The following is a 25050-nucleotide window of genomic DNA, read 5'->3' on the forward strand; positions in this document are numbered from 1 at the left end:
CCGACTGAAAACTGACCCAGGTGTTCAACTGCTCCTGCTCAATTTTTGAGCAGGAGAACACAGGGTGATCAGTATGGAAATGATGGGCAAAATCCGCCGGATGTATTTCCGCGACAAGCTGTCGCTGCATGAGATAGCCAAGCGCACCGGGTTGGCGCGCAACACGATTCGCAAGTGGGTCAGAGCACCTGAGGCCAAGCAGCCGGTGTACCAACGCCGCGCGATCTTCAACAAACTCAGCCCTTTTCACGCCACGCTGGAGCAGGCGCTAAAAGCCGATTCGCTGCGGCCCAAGCAACAGCGGCGCAGTGCCAAGGCGCTGTTGGCGCAAATCAAAGCCGAAGGCTATGACGGTGGCTACAGCCAGCTCACCGCGTTTATCCGTGCCTGGCGAGGGGGACAGGGCAAGGCGTCGCAGGCCTTTGTGCCGCTGACCTTTGCTCTTGGCGAGGCGTTTCAGTTTGACTGGAGCGAGGAAGGCTTGCTGGTCGGCGGCATTTACCGGCGTATGCAGGTGGCACATCTGAAGCTGTGTGCCAGCCGTGCGTTCTGGCTTGTGGCGTATCCGAGCCAGGGCCATGAGATGTTATTTGACGCCCATACACGCTCGTTCGGCGCCTTGGGCGGCGTGCCGCGCCGGGGCATCTACGACAACATGAAGACCGCCGTCGACAAGGTCAATAAGGGCAAAGGCCGGGCGGTGAATGCGCGCTTTGCGGTGATGTGCGCGCATTACCTGTTCGATCCGGACTTCTGCAACGTCGCCGCTGGTTGGGAAAAGGGCATCGTTGAAAAGAACGTGCAAGACAGCCGTAGGCGCATCTGGCTAGACGCCCAGGACTGTCATTTTCACTCCTTCGAGGAACTCAATGCCTGGCTGGGCCAGCGCTGCCGCGCGCTTTGGAACGAGCTGACGCACCCTCAATACAGCGGGCTGAGTGTAGCCGAAGTGCTGGAGTTGGAGCGCGCTGAACTGATGCCTGTGCCAGCGCCATTCGACGGTTACGTCGAGCGGCCTGCGCGGGTCTCCAGCACCTGCCTGGTCAGCGTCGGGCGCAACCGCTACTCGGTGCCATGTGAGTACGCGGGTAAGTGGGTCAGCAGCCGTTTGTATCCGACGCGAATCGAGGTGGTGGCCGATGATGCGCTGATTGCCAGCCATGTCCGCTTGCTGGATCGCGACCAGGTCAGCTATGACTGGCAGCACTACCTCCCGCTGATCGAACGCAAGCCCGGTGCGCTGCGCAACGGAGCGCCCTTTGCTGATCTGCCAGCGCCGCTGCGTCAGCTTAAGCACGGTCTGGGGCGTCATGCCGGCGGTGACCGGATCATGGCGCAAGTCCTGGCTGCCGTACCGGTCGCCGGACTCGATGCCGTGCTGGTAGCCGTTGAGCTGGTACTGGAGAGCGGCAGCCTGAGCGCCGAACACATCCTCAATGTCGTGGCACGGCTGGCCGCGACCGAACCACCACCCAGCGTCGAAACCCACTTGTCGCTCAAGGAAGCCCCCGTCGCTAACACGGCGCGCTACGACCGCCTGCGTGGCCAGGCCGAGGAGGTCGGTCATGCGTGATTTGATGGCGGAACTCAAGGAGCTGCGCCTGCACGGCATGGCCACGGCCTGGGCGGAGTTAACTGCACAGGGTGAGTCGAACACAGCCTCGTCCAAGTGGCTGCTCGAACACCTGCTGGAACAAGAGCACACAGATCGCGCCATGCGCTCGGTGAGCCACCAGATGAACATGGCCAAGCTGCCGATGCACCGCGATCTGGCCAGCTTCGATTTCAACACCTCTAGCGCCGACGCACGCCTGATCAGCGAGCTGGCCAGCCTGGCCTTTACCGACACCGCGCAGAACGTGGTGCTGATCGGTGGGCCAGGCACCGGTAAAACCCACCTAGCCACCGCGCTGGCCGTGTCCGGCATCACCCGGCATGGCAAGCGCGTGCGCTTCTACTCCACGGTCGATCTGGTCAATCTGCTGGAGCGCGAAAAACACGACGGCAAAGCCGGGCGGATCGCCCAGGCACTGCTGCGCATGGATCTGGTCATCCTCGACGAACTGGGTTATCTGCCGTTCAGCCAGGCTGGCGGTGCGTTGCTGTTTCACCTGCTGTCCAAGCTGTACGAACACACCAGCGTGGTGATCACCACCAACCTGAGCTTCGCCGAATGGTCGAGCGTGTTCGGCGACGCCAAGATGACCACCGCCCTGCTGGATCGGCTGACCCACCACTGCCACATCGTCGAAACCGGTAACGAGTCCTATCGCCTGCAACACAGTAGCTTGGCGGCCCAGGCCAAGATCAAATCACGGGAGCGAAAGCGTAAGGGCGGCCAAGAACCGGAGGACGATGAGCCGTTCTGATTTCATGGCGACGACGGCCTGCTACATGGCTGCGTGTGGCAGGTCTTCAACAGCTGAACTGGGACAGCGAGGGAGTGGGTTCAAAAGCAGCTGCGCTGGTAGACTTATCCACAGTTGCTGGTAACAAAATCAGCAATCCGCCCTGGGTCAAATTTCAATCGGCAGGGTGGGTCAATTTTCCATCAGCGCCAACACCCGCGCAACCAGGGCACCATCCAGCAGAGTTGCTCATCCAGGCCGTAAGCAGCTACCTGAGCGGCATACTCGTCAATTTGATTTAGCTGGGTTGCTGGAGAACTCTTGAGGTCAAAACCTTTAAACAGAAGCTCGGCAAAACCGTGGGGTGGAAGAAATGCTGACTGCCGCTGAATGCGATCTAAAAGGGAGCACACGGCATAAAGGCCGTACTTACTCTTGAGCGCAGCGAGAACATCGTCTCGTAGTGGCACTCCCGGACGAGCATCCATGAGCCGCTGCACAGTGTCGACGACGGCAGCCAATTTGCCGTCGAAAAAAGTCCAGTAATGGCTGCAAGCATTTAGCCACGTATACAGCGCTGACTCAGGTGATTCTTGTCGCTGCATTACCGGTGCAAGCTCAGCCTTGAACTCATTGACGTCATCAGCAATCCACAGGGCGTGCTCGCGAAATTGTTCGCAGACATCGGCGAGGTAGTGATGATCGTAGGCGTCCGCAATTTCCCTTGCGAGGTAGCTCGACACCCGCGCCACCATCAATGCTACGAAGATGCTGACTTGAAGCTCTTTGGGTATCTCTCGCCCGATTTGCGCGAGCGCGGCGAAGGATTCTTCGAAATTTCTAAACAGGGCAGGAAGCGCCGGCAGTCTTGCACCCCGCGTCCACTTGATGGCGTTGTCGAGGTTCTGCTGAAGCGTATTGTTGTCGCTTCGCGGGTTCTTGCCTGGGTAGTGGAACTGCGTCTGCGAGAGATCACAGCGCGCATAGACCCAGCGCATGACCTTTTCCAGCGGCATTACTAGGCGGCCATCTTCAGCGACCGTCGGCAGGTACCAGAATTCTTCTTCCGGCACTTCGAGCGCCAGGTCTGCAATTCTGTGTTTGAGCAGGCTCTGATTCAGCGACACGACCAGCAAAGGGATTGCCCTGATCGAGATGAAGTACCGAAGGGTTTCCGCCTTGCTGAGGTAGGTACCCTCTTCACGAACCAGTCGGCTGTATGCCTCTAGCAGATCATCGAGCGGATCGCCTATGGCGCTCATGACCTGGATGCTGGGCAAATACGCCGTCAGGATGCTGCTGAGCGTTTGAATCACCTGCTCGAAATTCGATAGCAGCCCGCCTTCTTCTTTAGCCAGTCTCGCCAACTGCTTTTGAATGGCCTTCTTCTGCGTCTCGTCGATGTCGTCATGGCTGGCCTCCTTGCGGGGAAGCACGCCGAATGCATCGTAGGCCAGCTTGACCAGCTCGCCCTGGGTGGCAAAGCAAGTATCTCTACTCATCTGAAATCCTTGATACCCCCGGCCAGTGACGACCGGGGGAACGCACTCCTAGCGCTGGTTGGGGTTGAGCTGTTTACCGCGATTGCCATGAACGTGAGCGTTGGTCGGATTGGTTCCCGACGTGCCGCGATTATTGTTCAGCGCATCCGAGCGGTGGTTATGCTGCTGGCGCTGCTGGGTGGTGGTGTTGGGTTGCTTGGACATGATTGTCTCCTGCTGGATGGTTAGGAAGCCGCATCCTAGCCATCCGGCTTTAAGCGGTATCTAGGCTTTTTGGAGACGAACTTTTGTGTGTTCTTCCGCCCCCAGGTATGCCAAGCCATTACCCGCAGGGCCCTAACAGATGCCGCGCCACAGCTCATCCGACTCGACCACGGTGACAAATCGACCAGCAGTAAACCCGTCAGGAAACAACGAGCTCCGACTCTCCTCGTCAAGCTGATCTATCGGCCTGAGGAGCTGCTTCTCATCACGAAGAATAACTTCCATCGCTTCGCGGGATACCACCCTGAAGCCATCGACAGACTGCCCATCGAGCTCAATGGAGGTGTCGACGATCCAGGCACGCAGATCCGCTTCAGGCTGCTGGCCGTGATAGTCCAATCTGGCGCGTAGGTCTTGATCAGTCATCAGCGCACTGAGTACCGCCACCTGCTTGCGCCGTAACTGCCAGGCGGCCTTGCGCAATGTGTTGGTGCGATGCAGCCAAACCTCATGCCTGGTCGAGCGGATATAGCCTGACTTGACCTCAAGCAGCAGTAGCACACCATCCTGGTGGCATATCAGATCCACCTCGCCGGCATCGTCCTCTTCGGTCGCCAGTGGTCGATAACCCACCTCAACGGCAAAGCCTCGTTGCCGGAGACTCTCGGCCAACGCCAGCTCCACGCGCTGGGTTTCTGTCTGCACATCCGCTCTGCGAGCATTCACGCGCCGCAGATTATTGATCGCCGCCGTCAGGTTGTTTTGCTGCGCACCGACCCAAGGAAACTGAAAGCTGTATCGACCGATCTTGTAGAAGGGCTGCTCGTACAGGCGTGGCGTTGGCATCCCTGGCTGCTGCTTGAGTTGCTGCGCTAGTGCTTTGAGGTCGCTGGTCCAGAACTTGAGAATGGCCTTGGCTGAATCAGCACTGCCTAGCGGATGATCCTCGCAGACCGTCCAACCTTTAATCCTACGGATCTTTTCTTCCTCTTCGGACCAGGTCATGGGGAACCTGTTCTCTCCCGACAACAAGCCATCCATGGCCAGATGGCCAAGCGCCTGGGCTAGCACGCCCGAATTGCGGAGATAATGCTGGAATGGCTGAATGAACTGATTTTCAAAGAAAACCGAGGTCAGCTCACTCGCCAGCAGCAAGTGGTGAAGCTGAACCTGGGAGCCATCACTGAGCGAGAGCCGGTCACCCAAGCCGTAGATTTGCTGCAGCTGCAGCTTGCTGCGAACCGCCTTGATAAAGGCCAGCTGGTTCAGCTCATGATTCTCAGGTGAACCGATGATTTGTTCAGCCATGCCGGAGAGAGCGAAGGCATGCACGGCGCGATTCATCCAGTAGTGCCAAAGCAAATCACTCTTACGCCCGGTGCGCAGCCACCGCTCTGTTCCCGCCTCCGACTGGTTGTAGATAACCGGCTCACCGGGTTTTAGCTGGTAACAGCATTCAGGATCAAAGCAGAACCAGTCGATGGAGCCTTCGTAGTCGATCCGCTCTTGAGTGGCGTCAATCAGTAGGGCCAGAGATTCGAGATTTTGACGACATCTCACCCCGTCAGAATTGCTGGATCCGGGAAAGATAATCGGTGACAGGTGCCGTTTCAGCGATTGCCCAAGCCGTGACTCGCTAAGGCGGAAATCCTCTTCCGAGCAAGCGCGAAGCTTGTTCAAAATAATGCGGTTGTAGACCTTCCACTGCTGACCGGAAGGATCATCGGAACCGTCTTCGGTAAATGCCTGGTAGGCCAGCACACTTAGGTAGGAAAACAGCTCCAGCAGCGACAAGTGCTTTAGCTGTTTTTCGGCGTGAGCAATCAGCTCATCAAAGGGCTTGAGCTGATCCAGCAACCGATCACAGACACCGAAGAAGACTTGCCAGTCCTCCCCTGTGAGCGCCACACGCAGCGCAAGCCAGAGGGGCGACTCGATACGCTCAAACAGCTTCGAGTAGCGAATCGCCCATCTGAGGGTTTCCGGGTTATGGCTGGCAAGGTGCAACAGCAGCTCGATGCTGACTGCATTATCGAAATGCAGCACCCGGCTGAGTGCCAGGCTAGCGAGCTCGGATTGAGCAACCGCATCCGCATCAAGCCAAAACGATGCTGTTGCCAGGCCTTGCGCACGCTCAAGTGCTGACTGGTTCTTACCAGCCGGGCGCTGGTCGAGGAAATGATGCAGGCTCTCATCAAGAGCACGGCCCTTGCTAATCTCTGACTGATTCCGTTCGTATACCGACTGGTAATGCCGCCGGCAGCACTCTCCATTTTCCGTCATCCCGCAGCGCTCTCGTCAGCATTCTATTCCTGGCCGGAGCCTAAACCATCGGCCGGCCAGGATTCCATGCGCATGACGCTATTGCGCAGTAGGTAGCCACTACCCTCGGCTGGTGCCGAATCCCCGCTGACGATTCCCGTAGGACTTGGTCGCTTTCTTACACAGGTAGCTGGCTCGGTAGAACAGATCGGTCAGCTCGTCGCCCTTGCCTCGACGCTTTACTCGATCGATTCGATACTCAGCATCCTTCGGGATGTGCACCAGCCCCCTGACGTGGTCGACGTGAAGACGCAGCGCACGTGCCCAGGACTCCTCTATACGGCTGATCATGTTCACCCGGCCTGAACCCAAGCGTCCAATGGTGTAGTAAGCATCGCGGTTCAACAGGATCAGCAGATGATAATGCTGCCGGCCGCCATGACCGATCTCTCTCGACCAGACATACCGTACTTTGCAGCCACGCGAGCAGCTACGCTCAGCCAACCGTTCTTGGTGGTACTGGATTTTCTTAGTAAACGATTCGAAAAACCGGCTGATGACCTGGTTCGTATAGGCGAAGTCGGGTAGCTCGACACCCTGAGGCAAACGGAGATCCACCCTGTAGGCCAAGATCCTCGGATACTCAGCCAATGCCAGGTCGATAGTGCGCTGGAGATCAGACAGGTACTCCCGAATAAAGGGGCCTACTTCGCTCTGTATGGGAAAGCCCTCGAAGGTATTCCCGTAGTACAGATGGAGGTTGGGATTGTCAGGGTGACGGAGTGGGTAGCGCCGGGTGGGTTCGTTATCGTTGAGCATGGTTATGACCTCTCGTTGGTTGAGTTTCATAACCTGTGTCTGCTGTGTACTTTTTAACCGCTACCTGTCCTCGCCTGATCAGTTGGTTGATCTCTCTGGATACGCTGTAGTGTTAGCCCTTCTGGTATTGGCTCAGTGTCCGACTCCCTGTGTAGGTACGTGAAGATTACTACTCGGGTAGGCGTGAACCCTTCGGGTGGTAACAGCTAGTAAAAGCATAATACCCGCACCGCAATTTCCTTCTCCGACCAGCTCGGGCAAAGCCACCTCAATCCTCCCGCCATAGCGGCAATTTTTGCCGAGTTCGGATTTCGGAAATAAATCAAGCCGAAGAGGCCGGAGCCAGATATCGGAACAGAGGCTGTTGAGGCGGCGGGAGCGACACCACCCCGACTTGCCATGCGAGGCTGAACAGCCAGTAACTGAACGGCGGCATAAGCGCCATGACCAGCCGTAGCCGGTCATGGTGCAGGTGGCGGTTCTAGCTGGCCATGCTCAGATGGCCGACGGGACGTGTGGACGCTCCCTCAGCTTGGTCACGCTCCTCGATCCGGGCCAGGATCCAGTCGTGCACCTCGCTATCAACCCAGCCGACGCAGCGGTCGCCGAGCGATACCGGTTTCGGGAAGGTGCCTTCCGAGATGTATTTGTAGATGGTCGACCGCGCCAGGCCAGTCGAGTCGATGACTTCTTTAAGACGGATGATTCGCATGAGCAGGCTCCTCTGTGGCTCAGAGGATCTGCGGAGGCCGTATAAAAATACTGCCTGTTACCCGGCAGCTCGTGCTGGCGTGAGCAACCCTGACTTTTCGCGCAGCTCCAGCGGAATATCCACCTCCCTCAACACGCTTTTCACCACAGGATCATCGTACCCCTTGGTGACCATCCAATGCTTGGCCAGACCTTGGCCCGAGGCTCTTTCAGTCAACAGAGCGATGCAACGGTGGCCAGTCGACACATGCGCCGGCACCAAGATGTAGCTAACCCTGGCCAGATCAATGCTGGATACCTGCGAAAAACGTTGGACCACCTCTCTGGCCAGCTCAAGGACTTGTTGGTGGAGGAAGTCGAAAATCTCCTCGTGGTCCAGACTCGCTTTGTCCTTGGGGTCAAGCATCGGCAGTCGAAAGAATGCCGCCACTTGCTCCGTCACCGTCGAGTCCACACAGCGCACCTTTCTCCATCCAGCAGAATCAGTCTGAACCCAGTGGCGCGACAGTAAGCCCAATACGCAGTCACAAATAAAAAGCTCAAGCTGATCAAACGCATGATCTGGCGCTCGCCTGAAGAGACGAACCACGCTGCGAGGTGCCAAGTATTCCCCTCCCTTTAGGAAGGAGTTTCGATCGAGTTTGACGCCAGCCAAAAACTTGTAGTCGATGTCTTGATCGGCGACCTTCTTATGCACCACGACGGAAACAACGTCGTCAGCAGGTGAAAGCTGAAGATGGTTCAGATTAAGCCAGTAAACGCTCCTGAGCTTCTCCGCGAAAATCGGACTCGCCAGCCCAGGTATGTGTCTCCGAATGAACCCCAGCTTCGTAAGCCTGCGCAATCGCTGCTTGAGAGAGGCCGCATCCATTCCCGTCAGCAAGCAGAGCTCCTTGCTACTCAGCCCCCTAGCAACCCCAAAGGGATCTGCGTGGCTTAGCAAGATCATGAGCAGCAAACGATTCGCTAAGCTGAGCTTCCCCGCCCGCACTGGAGCAACTCGCTTCTCGTCTCGCGAGCGTGTGTTGAGCTCCTTCGCAGTCGGCGCATCGTCCTTCCAGCCAGACCAGATGGCCCTGATGCACTCGCCACCCAAGACATGCTTGACCAAACCGGGGTGGTTCAGCGTCCTTTCCTCGACATCCCGCAGAGCCGACTGGATAGCTTTACTCATCTCGTAGGTACACCTTGGCCGCCCCTTCCCTTCGGGCTGAGTAACGACTCGCAGCACCCCCACATCAACCAGTTGGGCAACCGCTTTTGAAACGGCTTGAACCGGAAGCCGCAGGTCTTCAGCCAATTGCTTCTGCGAACGAGGCTTAGGCGTTACCGCGCCATAATTCTCCCAGAATGCAATGAGCAAAAATTTAGCATCTGGATCAGCAGCCATTAGCTTCGCATCAAGAAGCCTACCAAGCATATAACCTCCAATTTTTAACTCGTAAATATACCCTATATCTACGATGCCTTAGTTACAGTAACGACTCACATAACAACACGTAACGTTTTACTAACATATCAGTGTCAAAGCTGATAACGGTTGCGCAACGAAACAGTAACGATATAAATTTTCCCGAAGGCTTGGCTTTGGCTCATAGCCCAAATGGCCCGCCTGGAGGATGAGATGTCAGAAAATGAGAAACCACTGAAGTGGCTGCGCAAGCAGGATGGTGAGTGGGAATGGGCAGCCGATTACCTCAGGCACCGGCTCGATGCCGAGTACATGAGGAGGCTCAAGGGCGATGCGTTTACCCGGTTTGCGACCTACGAGAACGTCGTTGCTGCTATCAGGCAGATCCAAGAGGACAGGCTGGACCTGGTCATAAGACTGCAGGGAGCTATACGGCAGCGTCGCTACCGCTCTGACAGCAATGGCCGAAAACCTCGAACATTCACCCTCAGCAAACAAACCCTTTCCAAGCTGGACTCAATCGCAAAGCGAAATAACACTGACGAGACAGCTGTAATCACAGCGCTCATAGAAAGAGAAGGACTGGCCGCCGAGGCCGAGAGGGATTACAAAAAGCAGCTCAAGGAATCAGTCGCGCGCGAGCAAAAGAAAGCAGCCCAGACAGTTGCGACCATGACCACTCAACAGGACCTGGCGTTGAAGTACGCCGAGCGATACCTAAAGCTTCTTGCTCAGTGGGAGCTGGCGCACCCAAACGAGACACCACCCGCCGCCAGCGATGAAGACATCGCCAAATTTGTTGAGCCCAAACTGAAGGATCTGAAAGACGCCATAGACTACGTTGCCTTCAGAGACTCAGTGTTCACAGAGCGCGCCTCTTAGTCAGCAGCGAAAGGGAGGCTGCCGAGAGAAAGAGCGCACGCCGCGTTACCATGTCCGGGAACCATAGGGCCAAGCCAAAGCGCACTCGACATCCTGAGTTCAAATCCAGTCGCTTGGTATTCCAAAAAGTATTCCACAGAAATAGTTAACCGTAACTTTTCCTTTTCTTTCAAATAGATACAAGCTTGATTCAGATTACCCCGGCCCACCAAATTCCAAAAAAGAAGACGCCCTAGGGCGTCTTTTTTTGTGTCTGGAATAATCTACCTCACCGGCTTGGGCGTTACAGATTGTTTCGAAATGCCGCGAAAAAAACAGATTTATTCCCTTTCTTGTAGGGCATTTCCCAAAGATACTCTCGGCCGCTGTTTTCCGTTGCGATCGGTTTTTCAGGGTCTTAGTCTCGATGGGTCGTTGCACATCAACGGCATGACTTTGACAGGTCGCGACGGTAAACAACAAAGCGGTTCGTCGTTATGGCGGCTGTACGTGCGGGCACGCTTGCGTGCGCCGGAACTTGTTGTTTCCGCCGGTCTGTCAACCCGCGTACAGCTGCCACCCTCTGTTTGACAGCAGATGGTGACGGCCCTGAAATGGAAGCAATCATGTTGAAGACAGTCCCCGATCCACCCCACCTCCTCCACGCCCTGGAAGACACGCTGATGATGGCCGCCGACTACGCGCTCCGCGCCGAAGCCGTCGTCCAGCAGGCAATGCTGATGCAGCCCAAGTCACCTGTGTCGCTGCTGATCATGACGTCGATGCACGAGCTCGACAGCTTGCGCAAACTGCTCGAAACGGCCCTGGCCCAGATCCAGAAACCCGCCGCCCCGCAGACACTGCACTGATCCGCAGCATGCTCAGCCTCGCCTGCCAGGCCAGGCCAGGCCTCTACGACTTCAGGGAGATCAAACAATGGCCACCGAAGAAACCCGATTCACCGTTGGCAAAACCACCTTCTTCCAAGGCGAAAACCAGACCCACCCATTATTCCGCATCGAACCCGGCATCCCTTGCCAGGCCGCCCGCGAACAGGCTTCAGAACTGATGGGCTACGTGCGCGACCTGTCCATCGATGGCCTCATGGAAGACAAACCCCAGCTGCTTTGGGCCTCGCACTACCTAAGCGCCATGGCCAAGGCCCTGCTGGATGACGCGGAACTGGGCATGACGACAACGCCCTGAATCAACATTGAGCCGCTCTGCTCCTGAGGGCGGCTGTTCAAACGCGCCCCACCGCCCGCCTCACCTTGTCCAGCAACTCGCCCAACCGAAACGGCTTCACCAGCATATCCATCCCCACCCCCAGAAACGCCTGCCGGTCCAGCGCTTCATCGGCATACCCGGTCATGAACACCACCGGCAACCCTGGCCTGCAAACCCTGGCCATATCCGCCAGTTCGCGCCCGCTCAGGGTCGGCAGCCCCACATCGGTCAACAGCAAATCCGGCCCTGGCTCGTGCCGCAGATGGAAAAGCGCCTCGTCGATCGTCGAAGCCAGTGTGCAGCGGTACCCCGCATCGGTCAGTGCCTCGGCCACCGACAGGCGCACCGAAGCCATGTCCTCGACAATCAGCACATGCTCGCCATTGCCGCGGGCATCTTCCGCCACTTCGCGGTGCGGGGGCACGGCGATATCCTCGGTGGCGGGCAACATCAGGGTCACTTCGGTGCCTTCACCCAATACGCTGCGCAGCACTACGTGGCCGCCCGACTGCCGGGCGAAGCCGTATATGGTCGACAGCCCCAAACCGGTCCCCTGGCCCAGCGGTTTGGTAGTGAAGAACGGGTCGAAAACCTTGTCGAGCACATCAGGCTCGATGCCGCTGCCGTTGTCACGCACCGTCACCGCTACATAGGGACCGTCTTGCAGGTTGGGGTCGCCATGGACCAACGCCATACAGGTCTTGACCCAGATCTGCCCGCCCTTGGGCAGGGCATCGCGGGCGTTGATCACCAGGTTGAGCACGGCACTTTCCAGCTGCACGGGGTCGACCAGGGCGATGGCAGGATGGGTAGACAAATCCAGGCTGAGGGTGACGCGTTCGCCGATGGTGCGGGTGAGCAGCTCCTCCAGCGAGCTGACGTGCTGATTGACGTCCACCGGCCGGGTGTCCAGCGGTTGCTGGCGAGCGAAGGCCAACAGGCGGTGGGTCAGCACGGCGGCGCTGTTGGCGGAACTGAGCGCTGCATCGACGTATTTCGGCACCTTTTCCATGCGGCCTTCGGTGACGCGTTTGCGGATCAGCTCGAGGCTGGTGATCACGCCCGTCAGCAGGTTGTTGAAGTCATGGGCGATGCCACCGGTCAGGCTGCCCAGGGCTTCCATCTTCTGCAACTGCAGCAACTGGGCCTCGGTGCGGGCGTGCTCGGCGACTTCCTTGGCCAACTGCGTGGTGGCGTCGTCCAGGCGCGCCAGGTGCGAGCGTTCGCGATGGAGGTGCTCGGTGATGTCTTCGATGAACACCAGGCAAAGCCCAGGCGCGCGATACGGTGACAGCTGCCATTCGGTATCGCGCCGCTCGCCGTGCAGGCGCATGCCCAGGTTGCCGCGCCAGCGCTTGCCGGCGCGCAGGTGCTCGCGCAGTTCTTCCAGCACCAGTGCCTGGCCTTCGGCAAAGCACTCGCGCAGTTGCTGCGGGTCGCGGTTGTCCTGCATCAGGTGGGCGAATGCGTGGTTGCATTCATGCACCTTGAAGGCGGCGTCGAGCACGGCGATAGGCGCCGATACGCTGCGGAAGATTTCCTGAAAACGCGCCTCGCTTTCGCGCAGCGCACGTTCGCTGTCGCGTACCCGCAACAGCGTACGCAGGGTGGCCAGCAATACGTCCGGGTCGACCGGGTGGATCAGGTAGGCATCGGCACCGGCGTTGAGGCCTGTGATGATGTCGCCGCTCTGGATCGATGCTGCCGACACGTGGATCACCGGCAACAAGGCTGTGCCCGGGTCCTGGCGCAGCAGGCGAACGATATCGAAACCGCTCATGTCGGGCAGGTTGACGTCGAGGATGAGTGCATCCACCTGCTGCTCCCTGATCAGCGCCAACCCTTCGCCGCCGGTGCCGGCTTCGAGCACCTCATAGCCATGCACGTCCAACCGCCGGCGCAAGGCGTAGCGGGTGGCCGCGTTGTCGTCGACGATCAGCAGGCGCACATCAGGTTTCATCGGCGTTCTCCTGGGCCAGGGCCAGCGGGATGATCACGAAGAAGCATGAACCGATCCCTGGTTCGCTGGTCACGCCCACCTCACCGCCCAGCAGCGTGGCGAAGCGCTTGCACAGCGACAGCCCCAGGCCGGTGCCGCGCAGGCGTTTCTGCAGCGGCGAGTCGACCTGGGCGAAATCCTCGAACAAGGTGTTCAACAGCCCGGTAGGGATGCCGATGCCGGTATCGCTGACGGCGAAGCGGATCTTGTTTTCGCCTTGCAGTCGGGCAGAAACGCGCACCTCTCCGCGCGAGGTGAATTTCACGGCGTTGGAGATGAAGTTGCGCAGGATCTGCGCAAGCTTCTTGTCGTCGGTGTACAACCTTGGCAGGCCGACCGGCTCTTCGAAAATCAGGTCCACCGCGCTGGCGTCGACAATTGGCCGGAACATTCCGCGCAGGGCCGCGAACAGGTCGAGCATGTCGAACCAGGCCGGCGAAATGGTGATGCGGCCGGCCTCGATCTTGGCCAGGTCGAGGAGATCGTCGACCATGTCCGACAGCTCGCGGGTGGCGGTACTGACGAACGCGACCTGGCGGTGCTGCTCTTCGGACAAGGGGCCATCCAGTTCGTCGGCCAGCAGGCTGGTGATGCTCAGGATCGAGCCCAGCGGTGTGCGGAATTCGTGGCTCATGTAGGACAGGAAGCGGCTTTTCAGGTCCGAAGCCTGGCGCAGTTGTTCAGCCTGGATGTCCAGTTCGGCATACAGCGCCAGCACGCCCTGGTTGGTCTCGTCGAGTTCGGCGCGCAGTGCCTGGTTTTCGGCCTGCAGGCGGGCGACCAGTGCCAATGGGTCGGTCAAGGGTTCAGCCATGGGTGGCCTCCAGGTCGACGACCAGCACTGTCACATCATCCCGCCCACGGCAGAAATCACGGTGCAGCACGGTCGCGATCACGGCCGGATGGCGATGCACCAGGCCAGGGTAGTCTTGAAGGTTCCAGCGCGATTGCAGGCCGTCGCTGTACAGGATGAGCAGGTTGCCGTTTACCTGAGCGTAGTCGAAGGCCTGCGCCTTGCGGTACTGGCCGCCGACAATGCCCGGCAGCGAGGCCAGGCCACGTGCCTGGGCGCCCTGGATCAGGCTGGCGCCGATATTGCCGATGCCGGTGAAGGACAGGCGGTTCTGGCTGGCATCATGCTGGGCGATGGCGACAGCGCCACCGCGGGTGCCGACCATTGCCCGGTGCAGCCGCTCGATCAGCAGCAGCGGATCGATGAATGCATCGGCAGCGAAGGCCACAGCGCCTACCTGCGCGGCCGTCTCGGCATCTGGCCCGTGGCCCAGGCCATCCACCAGCAGCGCGCTGAGGCGGTCGCCGTCGATCGCCACGTGCCAGGTGTCGCCACAGGCCGGGTCGTCACGCAGGGCGTGATGGCTCACGCCGATACGGATGTCGTGACCGGCGTCCTGGCGCCGGTACAAGCGCGCCATGATCACCGAACCTCGCGCATCGGTATATACGTCGAACACCTGCGCCAGGCGCGCAATGGCACCCAGGCCAATGCCTTGGGTGCCGCCGGTGGAATAACCGTCGGCCAGGCAGGTGGCGGTATCGAAGCCCTGCGCCCGGTCCACGGCCAGCAGTTCGACGCCGCAGCCGTTGGCGCCGGGTATCGCGCGCAGGTGCAGCTCGCCGCGTTGTGCATGCTTGAGCACATTGCTGCTCAGTTCGGTCGCCAGCAGGGCCACGCGCCCGGCATCTTCACTGTCGAAGCCTTGTTGCTCGGCCAGCTTCTGCGCCATGCGCCGGGCGTGGCCGACCTGGCTGCTGTCTTCCAGCGGCAACACCAGCGTGAGGCTGGCATGGATGTTCATGCCCATCGCGTGATCGTCACTCGTGTGCCCTCGCCTGGCGCGGTGTCCAGTTCGAATTCGTCGACTAGCCGCCTGGCTCCGGTCAGGCCAAGGCCCAGACCATTGCCGGAGGTCCAGCCGTCGGTCAGCGCCAGGTTGATGTCGGGGATGCCCGGGCCTTCATCGCGGAACACCAGGCGCAAGCCGGTTCGCCCGGCCTCTTCCAGCACCTGCCAGTCCATGTCGCCGCCACCGCCGTAGACCACGGTGTTGCGCGCCAGCTCGCTGACCGCGGTCACCAGTTTGGTCAGGTCCACCAGGCGCATGCCGCATTCGCCGGCCAGCTTGCGGGCCAATTGACGGGCCAGCACCACGTCCTGCTCGATACGCACCGGCAGACTGCCACTGTCATGGGCATTCATACGCGCCTCACGGTCTGGCGCAGGCGCTGCATGCCACGCTCGACGTTCAATGCCGTGTTGACACCGGGCAGGTTCAGGCCCAGCTCCACCAGGGTGATGGCCACCGCTGGCTGCATGCCCACCACCATCACCTGGGCGTCCATCAGCCGCGACAGGCTGGCGATGTCGGCGATCATCCGGCCGATGAAGGAGTCGACCATGTCGAGTGCTGAAATGTCGATCAGCACACCACGGGCCGAGGTGCTGCTGATACGGTCGGTAAGATCGTCCTGCAGGCGCATGGCCAGTTCGTCATGCATGTCGACCTGAATGGTCACCAGCAAGAATTCGCCCATTTGCAGGATCGGTATGCGTTCCATGGCCTTATCCCCGCTCGGCCAGGCTCACACCCAGGCGTGACAGGGCCAGTTTCAGCGCGTCGGCAAGGTTGGCCTTGGTGGTCAGCGTGCCCAGGTCGAGCCCCAGGTGAACGATGGTCTGGGCGATCTGTGGGCGCACCCCACTGATGATGCAGTCGGCACCCATCAGGCGGATTGCAGTCACCGTCTTGAGCAGGTGCTGGGCGACCAGGGTATCGACGGTCGGCACGCCGGTGATATCGATGATGGCGATTTCCGAACCGGTGTCGACGATGCGTTGCAGCAACGATTCCATCACGGTCTGGCTGCGTTGCGAGTCCAGAGTGCCGATCAGCGGCAGCGCCAGCACGCCGTCCCACAGTTTGACCACGGGGGTGGACAGCTCCAGCAGCTCTTCCTGCTGACGCTTGATCACCGCTTCGCGGGTTTTCTGGTAGGTGCGCATGGTGTGCATGCCCAGGCTGTCGAGCAGCTCAGAGATGGCCCACTGCTGCTCGGCGAGGCGCGCAGGCTCATCGCTGTAATGGGCCTGGAGCAAGCCAAACAACGGGCCTTTGAGGGCGAAGATGAAGAACACCGTCTGGTGCGAATCATGACCGAGCTGGGCGCGGCTGGCAGACAACTTCTCCAAAAAGCGCCGGGTTTCCTCCCATTCACCCGTGGCGACATTGCTGTCGCCATCCGATTGCATGCCTTGCGACAGCAGCTGGATGAATTCGCGGGCTTCCTGGTTGAGCGTCTGCTGTTTGATGTTGCGCGTGGCGCCGCTGGCTTCCAGGGCCGTAAGCCACCCATTGATCAGCTGAGCCTGGTTTACCTTGATCGCTTCCAACGTGCTGCCTTGCAATGCTGCCATGTGCCTTTCGCTCCTGTGCGTTAAGGTCGGCATCCTCAGGTGGGCGCCAGTCTGTTGAGAGTGACATCTTCACATTCAAATAGTTGTGGCGCACGGGAAAGATAGTCGCAATGGGCCATATCAGCGCGCTGTCTCAACACCCAGGTGGGGCAGCGAGCAGTTCAGCAGCGCACCGACAAGCTCAGCGAACACCAGGGCCGCGCTTCAGGCACAGGGCAGCTGCGCCTGGCATCCATCCATGAAGGCCTGCTGCACGAGGGGCACGATGGTTTGACCCGAGCTCAAGCGCCGTCATCAGAAACAGTTCCCAAGGCGTAGAACTCGTGCAACTTGGCCTGCAGTAGTGCCTTGTCTGGCAGTCGTGTCTGGTACTCCGCAATCAAAGCGGGTGACAAGCTGCGGTTGAGCGCGTACTCGACCACTTCGTCGTCCTTGCTGGCACACAGCAATACACCGATGGCAGGGTTTTCATGAGGCTTGCGCTCATTGCGATCCAGGGCTTCCAGATAGAAATCGAGCTTGCCCAGGTATTCCGGCTCAAAGCGACCGACCTTGAGCTCGATCGCCACCAGACAATTGAGACCACGGTGGAAGAACAGCAGGTCCAGAGCGAAGTCGCGGCCGCCTACCTGTAATGGGTATTGGGAGCCCACGAAGCAGAAGTCTCTGCCCAGCTCGATGAGGAACTCTTTCAGCCGGTCCATCAGCGAACCCTGCAGATCCGCTTCGGCATGCCCCTTTGGCAGGCCGAGGAATTCCACCATGTAGGCATCACGAAAGACGCCCATGGCTTTCGGATACTGCTCCTTCAAAACTGCCGATGTTTTTGCCGGGGTGGCGATGCTCCGCTCGAAAAGGGACGTCTTGAACTGGCGCTCCAACTCCCGACTCGACCATTTCTCCTGAATCGCCATGCGCAAATAGAACTCGCGCTCCTGCGGCAGCTTGCTCTGAATGAAAATTATTAGGTTATGGGTCCAGGGCAATTGTGACAGCAGTGCTGACACTTTCTCGTCGCCTCTGTAGGTCTCATAAAATTGGCGCATTCGAAATAGGTTACGGCGAGTAAAGCCGCGCAACCCTGGCTGTGTCTTGGCAAGGTGGGTCGCCAGTTGGCTGACCACTGAATCGCCCCACTCCGCTTGCTCCAGCTTGCGACTGATATAGCCCCCCACCTGCCAGTACAAATCGATCAACTGGGTATTGACTGCCTGCACCGCCCGCTGCCGGGCCCCGTGAATCAACGCCAGCACTTCCTCGAAACGGTCATCCTTTACCGACGGAGAAGCCACTGGCGCATTGGCGTCTGGTTGTTTAGCGCTCATGCCTCGACTCCCTGTATGAATTGCGCAGGAAGTCTACCCCCACCAAACCACCCTCCAACTGCCAGCAGTACCGGTCAAGTGTTTCAAAAAGCAAAGGGCACCCATCCACTGGGTGCCCTCGCCTTTGTTGCAAGGTGAATTCAATCACCCCATCGACCGCGCCCCCACCGTTTGCGTATGGCCCCGGGAGGTCACGATTCCCAGGAAGGAAATCACGATCGCCAGGCCCAAGGTCGAACTCACTTCCGCCCGGTGTTCAGGCGTGTACATCATCACGGCCAGCGCGCCGGCGATGAAAATGATGACCGCCCAGGTCAGGTACGGGAACAACCACATGCGGAACTTGAGCTCCGTGTTCCCGCGCTCCAGGCGGCGGCGCATGCGCAGCTGGGAGATGGCGATGACCATGTACACCAGCAGCGCGATGGCACCGGAGCTGGCCAGCAGGAACTCGAACACGCCCTTGGGTGCGAAATAGTTGAGGATGGCGATGGCGGCGCCGATCAGGGTGCTGCCGAATACTGCGGCACGTGGCACGCCGACCTTGGAGGTCTTGTTCAGCAGCGCCGGGGCGTCGCCGCGCTTGGCCAGCGAGTACATCATCCGCGAGGCGATGTAGATCGACGAGTTCATGCAGCTGGTCACGGCCACCAGCACCACCAGGTCGACCATGAAAGCCGCATTGGGGATGTTCATGATTTCCAGCGCACGCTGGTAAGAACCCACCACTGCCAGCTGTGGATCGTTCCACGGCACCACCGAGATGATCACGAAGATCGACAGGATGTAGAAGGTGCTGATCCGCCAGATCACCGAACGGGTGGCCTTGGCTATGTTGCGCGATGGGTCGCTGGATTCGGACGCGGCGATGGTCACGGCCTCGGTGCCGATGAAGCTGAACATCACGGTGATGAACGCGCCGACCACCGCCGACCAGCCCTTGGGCACGAAGCCACCATGTTCGGCCATCAGCCCGCTCAGCCCACTGACTTCACGCTCGGGCAGCCAGCCCAGCAGCGCAGCGAAGCCAAGGCCGATGAAACCGAGAATGGCGGTGACCTTGAGGATGGCGAACCAGAACTCGAACTCGCCGTACTTGGCCACGCTGAACAGGTTGGTGCCCGCCAGCAACAGCACCGAGGCGAGGGCGAAGATCCAGCTGGGGATATCGGGGAACCAGGCGTTGAGCACGTGCCCTGCCGCCAATGCCTCGATCGGGATCACCAGCACCCAGAACCACCAGTACAACCAGCCGATGGTATAGCCGGCCCAGCGGCCGATGGCCTGGTCAGCGTAGGTGGAGAACGATCCCGTGTCCGGATGCGCCACGGCCATTTCGCCGAGCATGCGCATGACCAGTACCACCAGGGTCCCGGCCACGAAGTAGGAAAGTATGGTGGCTGGCCCGGCAGCCGCGATGGCGTGCCCGGAGCCTACGAAAAGTCCGGCACCGATGATGCCGGCAATGGACAGCATCGTTACATGACGTGGCTTGAAACCTTGTGCAAGGTTGCCATCAGATCCCACGGTGTTCATTGATCTTGTTCTCTTTTTGCTGACACAAGGAAGGACGGGCAGGCGTAGGCGAAAATATCTCCTTTCAAATCAGGAAGTCGACACGTTGCTGGTGCGCTGTTGTTGATCTTTGGCACACGTCACAGAGCAAGATGCCGGTGTGGTTCGGGCTTCATTTAAGCCCCGTAAGGCTGCGGGAAATTACACGAGAACGCCTTGGAACTGTTCGATCACGACAGGGCATTTCCGTAAACGCCAGATGTCGCGAATGGCATATCCGATCACGCCAGGGATCCATCTGGCGCTTTAGTTTTTCATCTGGATGTGTGTTGGCAGGCCTGGCCCTTTCGCGGGCACGCCCGCTCCCACAGGGACCGCACACATTTCAGATCTTGTGTAATACCTGTGGGAGCGGGCGTGCCCGCGAAGAGGCCGGTAAAGCCCATTCAAGTCTCAATGCAAACAAAAAAGCCCCGGTCTCCCGGGGCCTCTGTTGCTCAGGCGTCTGCCTACGCCTGCCCAGTGCGCTCGAAACGCCTGGCCAGCAACAGGTAAGCGAAGATCCCCAGCACGCCATGGGCGGCCACGAACCAGAGTGCGTTGTGGAACGAACCGGTACTGGCAACCACGTAACCGATCACCAGCGGGGTGACGATGCCCGCGATATTGCCGATGCCGTTGAACACGCCACCACACAGGCCGACCATCTTCTTCGGCGCCACATCCGACAGCACCGCCCAGCCCACCGCCGCCAGGCCCTTGCCGAAGAACGCCAGGGTCATCAGAGCGATCACCGCCGCGTTGCCGTCCACATAGTTGGCCAGCACCAGGCTGGTGGACAGCGCCATGCCGATCACGAACGGGGTCTTGCGTGCCTTCGACGGGTGTACGCCGTGGCGGATCAGGCAGTCCGAAACGAAGCCGCCGAGGATGCCGCCGGTGAAACCGCAGATGGCTGGCAGCGCAGCGACCCAGCCGGCTTCCATGATGGTCATGCCACGGCCCTTGATCAGGTAGATCGGGAACCAGGTGATGAAGAAATAAGTGAGCGCGGTGATGCAGTACTGGCCCAGGTACACCGCCCACAGGTTGCGGCTGGTGAACAGCTGTGCGATCTCGGCACGGGTCGGTTTGCTCTTGGCGGTCTTGCGTTGCTTCTCCAGGTCGACCAGGGCGCCGCCCTCGCGCATGTAGTCCAGCTCTTCGCGGCTCAACCCCGGCGCGCTGTGCGGTTCGTGATAAAGGCGGAACCACGCCACGCTCAGCAGCAGCCCCAGCACGCCCATCCAGATGAACACCTGTTCCCAGCTCAGGCTGTGGGTCATCCATGCCATCAGCGGGGTGAACACCACCACGGCCATGTACTGCGCCGAATTGAACAAGGCAGAGGCCGTGCCGCGCTCACGGGTGGGGAACCAGCAGCTGACGATGCGTGAGTTGGCCGGGAACGCGGGCGACTCCACCAGGCCGAGCATGAAGCGCATGGAGAACAGCGTCACTGCCGCGGAAAACCCGGCCAGGCCCAGCCAGCCTACGGTGCCTTGCAGCAGCGTGAACAGCGACCACAGGACCAGGCTGAGGCCATACACCCGGCGCGCGCCGAAGCGATCGAGCAGCCAGCCGCCGGGGACCTGGCCCAGGGCATAGGCCCAGGCGAAAGCCGAGAAGATCATCCCCAGCATCACAGGGTCCAGGCCCAGGTCTTTGAGGACTTCGGTGCCGGTGATCGACAGGGTGGCGCGGTCTGCGTAGTTGATCACGGTGATGACGAAGATCAGCGCCAGGACCAGGAAACGATGGCGACCGACCCCGGCCACGGCCTGCGATGGGGCGACGGCGGATTTGCTGTTCATGTGGACCCTCTTGCTTCTCGGTGGAAGCGATTGTTCTTGTGCGGAGAAGGTGTGGCCCTTGGGCCTTGTGTTGCCTGTGCCAGCCTCTTTGCGGCTAAAGCCGCTCCCACGGGGAATTGCACAGGTCTCGATCCTGTGTGGCCCCTGTGGGAGCGGGTTTACCCGCGAAAGGGCCCTAGAGGTCGATCACCCGATTCGACGGCATCTCGCCTCGGAAGCAGGCTTGAAGGTTGTTCAGCACCATGCGTCCCATTTCCAGCCGGGTCTGCAGCGTGGCGCTACCGCGATGGGGCTGCAGGCTCACCTGGTTCAGGTCACGCAACGCGGGTGGCACATACGGCTCATCGACGAACACATCCAGCCCGGCCCCGGCGATGCGCTGTTCACGCAACGCCTCGACCAGCGCGTGCTCGTCAACCAACTTGCCCCGCGACACATTGACCAGGTACCCCTCCGGCCCCAGTGCATCGAGCACCTGCGCCGTCACCAGCACCCGGCCGCCATCGGCTGAAGCCGACACCACCAGCACATCCACCGAGCGCGCCAACTCGATCAGGTCGGGTTCGTAGCGGTAGCCGGTTTCTGGCTGCTCGCGCCGCCCGTTGTAGGCAATGCGCATGTCGAATGCAGCGGCGCGCCGGGCAATGGCCTTGCCCACCTCGCCGAGCCCGACGATACCCAGTCCAATGCCGCTGACCTTGCGCGCCAGTGGCAGGTCCACCGTACCCCACAAACCGTCGCGCACCAGCCGCTCCCCTTCGCCCAGGCGGCGCAGGGTGCTGATGATCAGGCCCATCGCCAGGTCTGCCACATCAGCGGTGAGCACGCCCGGCGTGGTGGTTACGTGGATACCGCGGCTGGCCGCGTGGCGCAGGTCCACGGCATCGGTGCCGATGCCGCTGATGGCGACGATCTCAAGGCTGGGCAGCTGGTCCATCAGCGCGTTCGACAAGCCCTTGGCGCCGCCAGTGACTACCGCGCGAATGCGCGGGCCAACCTCGCCGAGCAGCTGTTGCGGGTGGTCATGCTGATACAGCCGATGCACCCGGTAAGTACTCACCAGTTGGGCATCAATGGCATCGGGTACGGGCTGGGTCAGCAGCACGTCGATGGCGTCGTTGTTCATCGTGGGCATCCGGCAGTTCGAAGACATGACTCGATGCTAGGCCCACATTTGATACAGGTCTAATATAGATGCTGGATCGAATAATTCAGGAATTGAATCATGGAGCTGCACCAGTTGCGCTGCTTCGTCGCCGTCGCCGAGGAGCTGCATTTCGGCCGGGCCGCCACCCGCCTGCACATGACCCAGCCACCGCTGAGCCGGCAGATCCAGCTGCTGGAACATTCTCTGGGGGTGCTGTTGCTGGAGCGCAACAACCGCCAGGCGCGCCTGACCCTGGCCGGGCAAAGTTTTCTCGAAGATGCCCGGCGTATCCTGCAAGTCGCCGAGTCGGCCAGCCAGTCGGCGCGGCGTATCGCCCATGGCGAAGCAGGTCGCTTGACGCTGGGCTTCACCGCCGTCGGCGCCTACAGCATGATCCCGCGCTTGCTGGTGCACGCCGGCCAGACCTTGCCCGACATCGAGTTACTGCTCAGCGAACGGGTCTCGTCCACCCAGGTGCATGACCTGGAAGCTGGCCTGATCGATGTCGGCCTGGTGCGCCAGGTGCTGCCCAGCGCCCGCGTGGAGTACCTGCCGATCCACCGCGAACCCTTCGTCGCCGCCCTGCCCGCCGGGCATGTGCTGGCGGCACGCGAGCGGCTCAGGCCGAGCGATTTCGACCAGCAGCCGTTCGTGATGTACAGCGCCAACGAAGGGCGCTATTTCCATGACCGTATCGCCAACCTGTTTGCCCGGCATGAGGTGCAGCCGCGGTACCTGCACCAGCTGGGGCAGACGCATTCGATCCTGGGCCTGGTCAATGTCGGGCTGGGCTGCGCGGTGGTGCCGGCTTCGGCGCAGGCATTGCGGCTGGAACAGGTGGTGTTCAAGCCGTTGCTGGGGATGGAGCAGCAGGCGGAGATCTTTCTGGCGTTTTGCCGGGATAACCCGAACCCGGTGCTGGGGGGCTTTGTCGAGATGGCGCGGGCATTCTTTGAAGCTGGATAAATAGTGATGGTTTCTTCGCGGGCAAGCCCGCTCCCCACAGGGTCTTGTGCAGTACCTGTGGGAGCGGGCTTGCCCGCGAAAGGGCCAGCAGCCTTAACGCACCAAGCAAGGCCGTTTGTTGTCGAAGCTCCAACCGGGAATCAGGAACTGCATCGCCACGCTGTCATCCCGCGCCCCCAGCCCCATGTTGCGGTAGCACTCGTGGGCCTTGGCCAGCTGGTCTTCATCCAGCTCCACCCCCAGCCCCGGCCGCGCCGGCACTCGCACATGGCCGTCAACAATACGCAGTGGCTCACGGGTCAGGCGCTGGCCGTCCTGCCAGATCCAGTGAGTATCGATGGCGGTGATCTCACCCGGCGCCGCCGCTGCCACCTGGGTGAACATCGCCAGCGAAATGTCGAAGTGGTTGTTCGAGTGCGAGCCCCAGGTCAGGCCCCAGTCGTTACACATCTGCGCCACCCGCACCGAACCCTGCAAGGTCCAGAAGTGTGGGTCGGCCAAGGGGATGTCCACCGACTGCAGCTGGATCGCATGACCCATCTGCCGCCAGTCGGTGGCGATCATGTTGGTGGCGGTCGGCAGGCCGGTGGCACGGCGGAACTCGGCCATCACCTCACGGCCCGAATAGCCGTTCTCGGCACCGCACGGGTCTTCGGCGTAGGCCAGCACATCGTGCTTGTCGCGGCACAGGGCGATGGCTTCTTTCAGCGACCAGGCGCCGTTCGGGTCGAGGGTGATACGCGCTTCGGGGAAGCGTTCGGCCAGGGCCGTTACCGCTTCCATTTCTTCCTCGCCACGCAGCACACCACCCTTGAGCTTGAAGTCGCTGAAGCCATAGCGCTGCTTGGCGGCCTCGGCCAGGCGCACCACCGCTTCCGGGGTCAGGGCCTTTTCATGGCGCAGGCGCAACCAGTCGTCATCGGCGTCGGCTTCGTCGCGGTAGGCCAGGTCGGTTTGCTGGCGGTCGCCGATGTAGAACAGGTAGCCGAGCATCTTCACCGCCTCGCGCTGCTGGCCTTCACCCAGCAGTGCCGCCATCGGCACATTGAGGTACTGGCCGAGCAGGTCGAGCAGCGCCGACTCGATGGCGGTCACCGCGTGCACGGTGATGCGCAGGTCGAAGGTCTGCAGGCCACGGCCAGCGGAGTCGCGGTTGGCGAAGGTCTGGCGCATGGCGTTGAGCACGCGCTGGTAGTGGCCGATCGGCTGGCCGACCACCAGGCTGCGGGCATCTTCCAGGGTCTGGCGGATCTTCTCGCCACCGGGCACTTCGCCAAGGCCGGTGTTGCCGGCACTGTCGCGCAGCACCACGACGTTGCGGGTGAAGTACGGGCCGTGGGCGCCACTGAGGTTGAGCAGCATGCTGTCGTGGCCAGCCACGGGAATAACGCGCAGGTCGGTGACGACGGGTGTGCTGGTGTGTACGGCGGGGTTGGTCTGCATGTTCATGGTCGTTGTCTCGCAGTC

23 protein-coding genes are annotated in these 25050 nt (G+C 60.4%); 6 read left to right on the plus strand and 17 right to left on the minus strand.

What is annotated here, in order from left to right; genetic code table 11:
* Nucleotides 1-73 precede the first annotated feature (73 nt).
* Together istA and istB are read left to right on the plus strand one after the other, a co-directional pair.
* Nucleotides 74-1573, plus strand: coding sequence for an IS21-like element ISPst3 family transposase (istA, locus tag ACTORR_RS10420; protein WP_153575526.1), 1500 nt, complete (start codon nt 74-76; stop codon nt 1571-1573).
* Nucleotides 1566-2369, plus strand: a complete 804-nt coding sequence (istB, locus tag ACTORR_RS10425) for an IS21-like element ISPst3 family helper ATPase IstB (RefSeq protein ID WP_160468540.1) — start codon at nt 1566-1568, stop codon at nt 2367-2369. The genes istA and istB overlap by 8 nt, the downstream gene beginning before the upstream one ends.
* 182 nt (nt 2370-2551) lie before the next feature.
* Here the strand turns inward: istB and ACTORR_RS10430 are convergent, their stop codons facing one another.
* From ACTORR_RS10430 to ACTORR_RS10455, 6 genes are all read right to left on the minus strand, one after another.
* A complete protein-coding gene (locus tag ACTORR_RS10430) occupies nt 2552-3850 on the minus strand; it encodes a hypothetical protein (protein WP_237047050.1) in 1299 nt (432 codons plus the stop codon).
* 48 nt (nt 3851-3898) lie between these two features.
* Entirely contained in the window at nt 3899-4054 is a 156-nt protein-coding gene (locus ACTORR_RS10435; RefSeq protein ID WP_196456828.1) for a hypothetical protein, read from the minus strand.
* 132 nt (nt 4055-4186) lie between these two features.
* Nucleotides 4187-6337, minus strand: a complete 2151-nt coding sequence (locus ACTORR_RS10440; RefSeq protein WP_202120135.1) for an NERD domain-containing protein — start codon at nt 6335-6337, stop codon at nt 4187-4189.
* A gap of 99 nt (nt 6338-6436) precedes the next feature.
* Nucleotides 6437-7135, minus strand: coding sequence for an inovirus Gp2 family protein (locus ACTORR_RS10445; protein WP_237047052.1), 699 nt, complete (start codon nt 7133-7135; stop codon nt 6437-6439).
* Nucleotides 7136-7616: 481 nt separating this feature from the next.
* On the minus strand, nt 7617-7847 hold the full coding sequence (locus tag ACTORR_RS10450; protein ID WP_160468542.1) for a helix-turn-helix transcriptional regulator: 231 nt from the start codon (nt 7845-7847) through the stop codon (nt 7617-7619).
* A 57-nt stretch (nt 7848-7904) separates the two neighbouring features.
* Nucleotides 7905-9266, minus strand: a complete 1362-nt coding sequence (locus ACTORR_RS10455; protein ID WP_160468543.1) for a hypothetical protein — start codon at nt 9264-9266, stop codon at nt 7905-7907.
* A gap of 204 nt (nt 9267-9470) precedes the next feature.
* On the opposite strand from ACTORR_RS10455, the gene ACTORR_RS10460 reads away from it, so the two are divergent.
* From ACTORR_RS10460 to ACTORR_RS10470, 3 genes are all read left to right on the plus strand, one after another.
* Nucleotides 9471-10139, plus strand: a complete 669-nt coding sequence (locus ACTORR_RS10460) for a hypothetical protein (protein ID WP_202120136.1) — start codon at nt 9471-9473, stop codon at nt 10137-10139.
* A 605-nt stretch (nt 10140-10744) separates the two neighbouring features.
* Nucleotides 10745-10987: a hypothetical protein gene (locus ACTORR_RS10465; protein WP_286934170.1), complete on the plus strand. Its 243-nt coding sequence runs from the start codon at nt 10745-10747 to the stop codon at nt 10985-10987.
* A 67-nt stretch (nt 10988-11054) separates the two neighbouring features.
* On the plus strand, nt 11055-11324 hold the full coding sequence (locus tag ACTORR_RS10470) for a DUF3077 domain-containing protein (protein ID WP_254481512.1): 270 nt from the start codon (nt 11055-11057) through the stop codon (nt 11322-11324).
* Between the two features lie 37 nt (nt 11325-11361).
* On the opposite strand, the gene ACTORR_RS10475 is transcribed toward ACTORR_RS10470, so the two are convergent.
* The 10 genes from ACTORR_RS10475 to ACTORR_RS10520 form a co-directional block, all read right to left on the minus strand.
* Nucleotides 11362-13305, minus strand: a complete 1944-nt coding sequence (locus tag ACTORR_RS10475; protein WP_286934174.1) for a response regulator — start codon at nt 13303-13305, stop codon at nt 11362-11364.
* Nucleotides 13295-14158, minus strand: a complete 864-nt coding sequence (locus tag ACTORR_RS10480; protein WP_286934177.1) for a sensor histidine kinase — start codon at nt 14156-14158, stop codon at nt 13295-13297. The genes ACTORR_RS10475 and ACTORR_RS10480 overlap by 11 nt, the downstream gene beginning before the upstream one ends.
* The gene (locus ACTORR_RS10485; protein WP_286934180.1) at nt 14151-15161 is read right to left on the minus strand and encodes an ATP-binding protein; all 1011 of its coding nucleotides are present in this window, start codon (nt 15159-15161) and stop codon (nt 14151-14153) included. Before ACTORR_RS10485 ends, ACTORR_RS10480 begins: the two co-directional genes overlap by 8 nt.
* Entirely contained in the window at nt 15158-15562 is a 405-nt protein-coding gene (locus ACTORR_RS10490) for an anti-sigma regulatory factor (RefSeq protein ID WP_054883953.1), read from the minus strand. The genes ACTORR_RS10485 and ACTORR_RS10490 overlap by 4 nt, the downstream gene beginning before the upstream one ends.
* Nucleotides 15559-15921, minus strand: a complete 363-nt coding sequence (locus tag ACTORR_RS10495; protein WP_286934183.1) for an STAS domain-containing protein — start codon at nt 15919-15921, stop codon at nt 15559-15561. Before ACTORR_RS10495 ends, ACTORR_RS10490 begins: the two co-directional genes overlap by 4 nt.
* Nucleotides 15922-15925: 4 nt before the next feature.
* Nucleotides 15926-16777 (minus strand): STAS domain-containing protein, encoded by an 852-nt coding sequence (locus tag ACTORR_RS10500; protein ID WP_286934186.1) that lies wholly within the window; start codon nt 16775-16777, stop codon nt 15926-15928.
* A gap of 281 nt (nt 16778-17058) precedes the next feature.
* Nucleotides 17059-18102, minus strand: a complete 1044-nt coding sequence (locus ACTORR_RS10505) for a PDDEXK nuclease domain-containing protein (protein WP_286934189.1) — start codon at nt 18100-18102, stop codon at nt 17059-17061.
* A gap of 144 nt (nt 18103-18246) precedes the next feature.
* Nucleotides 18247-19638 carry a GABA permease gene (gabP, locus tag ACTORR_RS10510; protein WP_286934192.1) on the minus strand — a complete coding sequence of 464 codons (1392 nt, stop codon included), beginning with the start codon at nt 19636-19638 and terminating at the stop codon, nt 18247-18249.
* A gap of 488 nt (nt 19639-20126) precedes the next feature.
* Entirely contained in the window at nt 20127-21470 is a 1344-nt protein-coding gene (locus tag ACTORR_RS10515) for an MFS transporter (protein WP_286934194.1), read from the minus strand.
* A gap of 175 nt (nt 21471-21645) precedes the next feature.
* On the minus strand, nt 21646-22596 hold the full coding sequence (locus tag ACTORR_RS10520) for a 2-hydroxyacid dehydrogenase (protein ID WP_286934196.1): 951 nt from the start codon (nt 22594-22596) through the stop codon (nt 21646-21648).
* Between the two features lie 99 nt (nt 22597-22695).
* Here ACTORR_RS10520 and ACTORR_RS10525 point away from each other — a divergent pair, with 99 nt between their 5' ends.
* Nucleotides 22696-23583, plus strand: coding sequence for a LysR substrate-binding domain-containing protein (locus ACTORR_RS10525; protein WP_054883947.1), 888 nt, complete (start codon nt 22696-22698; stop codon nt 23581-23583).
* A gap of 93 nt (nt 23584-23676) precedes the next feature.
* Here the strand turns inward: ACTORR_RS10525 and gudD are convergent, their stop codons facing one another.
* On the minus strand, nt 23677-25032 hold the full coding sequence (gene gudD, locus ACTORR_RS10530) for a glucarate dehydratase (RefSeq protein WP_286934199.1): 1356 nt from the start codon (nt 25030-25032) through the stop codon (nt 23677-23679).
* Between the last annotated feature and the right edge of the window lie 18 nt (nt 25033-25050).

This window comes from Pseudomonas sp. SAR267, assembly GCF_052077595.1.
GTDB lineage: Bacteria > Pseudomonadota > Gammaproteobacteria > Pseudomonadales > Pseudomonadaceae > Aquipseudomonas > Aquipseudomonas vlassakiae.